Source organism: Eubacterium ramulus ATCC 29099, assembly GCF_000469345.1.
Taxonomy (GTDB): Bacteria; Bacillota; Clostridia; order Lachnospirales; family Lachnospiraceae; genus Eubacterium_I; species Eubacterium_I ramulus.
The window spans coordinates 1-1,640 of record NZ_KI271078.1 but is presented as its reverse complement, the minus strand read 5'-3'; the positions used below and the strand labels follow the sequence as shown (position 1 = coordinate 1,640).

The following is a 1,640-nucleotide window of genomic DNA, read 5'->3' as shown; positions in this document are numbered from 1 at the left end:
GAAGACTAACTATTAAAAGTCAAGCCTTAAAATGATATTTTTTGAATAAAGTACAGAAATGTATTTTAGATATATTTGGAACTCAGTTAGAGTTCCTTGAACCTTGAAAACTGCATGACAAAAAGAGCATCGTGATAGGTGCTCAAAAAAAGAGTATTGAATTAGAAAGATTTAAGCTACTTTTATGTATTGCTGCTTTGTTTTTTCAAGATGATAAATCACTCGAACCAATTTTTTTACAGCGTGTGATATGGCAACATTGTAATGCTTACCTTCCGCTCGTTTTTTAGCAAGATAGGCTGCAAATGTTGGATCCCAGTGGCAGACATATTTGGTGGCATTATACAAAGCGTATCGCAGGTATCTGGAGCCACGTTTTTCCATATGTGCGTAGGCACCATCCAGTTGTCCGGATTGATATGTTGATGGTGAAAAGCCGGCATAAGCTAAGATCTTATCAGGAGAATCAAAACGATTGAAATCACCGATCTCGGCAATAATCATAGCTCCCATGCGATAGTTGATTCCGGGAATGCTAAGAATTGGAGAGTTGATTTCATCCATGATGATTTTAATCTCATTTTCGATTTCATCAATCTCTGAATCAAGTTCCTGAATAAGTTTGATGGTGTGCTTCAATTCAAGAGATTTGGCTGGCATATTTGAGCCGATAGAAGCTCTTGCAGCATCTCTGAAAGTAATAGCAGTATCTTTACCATATCGACCTTTGGAAGATTCGGAAAGAAGATTTGTAAGTCTGGTAAGGTGTGCAGTGGCTACATGTTTAGCACTGGGAAATTCAGAAAGCAATGCATAAACAGATGCTATATGAAGTGTTGGTACAAGTTTTTCTAATTCAGGGAATAAGATACAGACCAGTCTTGAAACGGAAGTTTTCAGCTTGGCACGTTCTTTTACTTTATCAAAACGATAACGAGTTAATGACTTTAACTCTTCGTTGTGGTAAAATGTGTCTGAGTAGGACTTTAAGTTCACATCAGACATGAGCATGGAAGCAATCGTGCGGGCATCTACTTTATCCGTTTTCGTCTGTCTAAGGCTTAGACTTTTTCTGTACAGATTTGTATGTAACGGATTGATAACATAGGTGGGCAGACCTTTATCAATGAGATATCCAAGGAGATTGTAACTATAGTGTCCAGTGGCTTCCAGTCCTACTTTTACTTTTGTCACATCATCCATAACGGATTCAATCTTTTGATAGAGATCATTAAAACCATCTAAGTTGTTGGCGATGGTAAATGCTTTAAACAACACTTCGCTATCAGAGTTGGTGATAAAGCAATCATGCTTATCCTTTGCAACATCAATTCCTATGTAAATCATAATAAATCTCCTTTGAAATGTATGAATGCTGTTTTAAAACCACAGGGTGCTCCTTGCGATTGTAACCTCGTTCTAAATAAACCGTCATGCGGTATCTAACTGATTAACAAATGAACAAAGAGACTGTGGTTGGAGCCTTCCTAAAACCATCAAGTGGTAGGAGAAATAAACCAATCCACAGCATCTTATATATCATAGCCGAACCTACAGAAGAGGTAAAGAATGGACTATGACCTAATAGTTGTAAAGACCTTGGAGAGGGTCTATAAAAACTACTACTATATAATACGAGG

At 37.4% G+C, this 1,640-nt stretch carries 1 protein-coding gene; it reads right to left on the bottom strand.

The genetic code is table 11. The features are described from left to right. Positions 1-171: 171 nt before the first annotated feature. Positions 172-1,347 (bottom strand): IS110 family RNA-guided transposase, encoded by a 1,176-nt coding sequence (locus HMPREF0373_RS01110; RefSeq protein ID WP_021737697.1) that lies wholly within the window; start codon positions 1,345-1,347, stop codon positions 172-174. Between the last annotated feature and the right edge of the window lie 293 nt (positions 1,348-1,640).

Bases quoted from the DNA above. Each gene is read 5' to 3' on its own strand.
- HMPREF0373_RS01110 (WP_021737697.1), bottom strand. From the start codon at position 1,347: ATGATTTACATAGGAATTGATGTTGCAAAGGATAAGCATGATTGCTTT.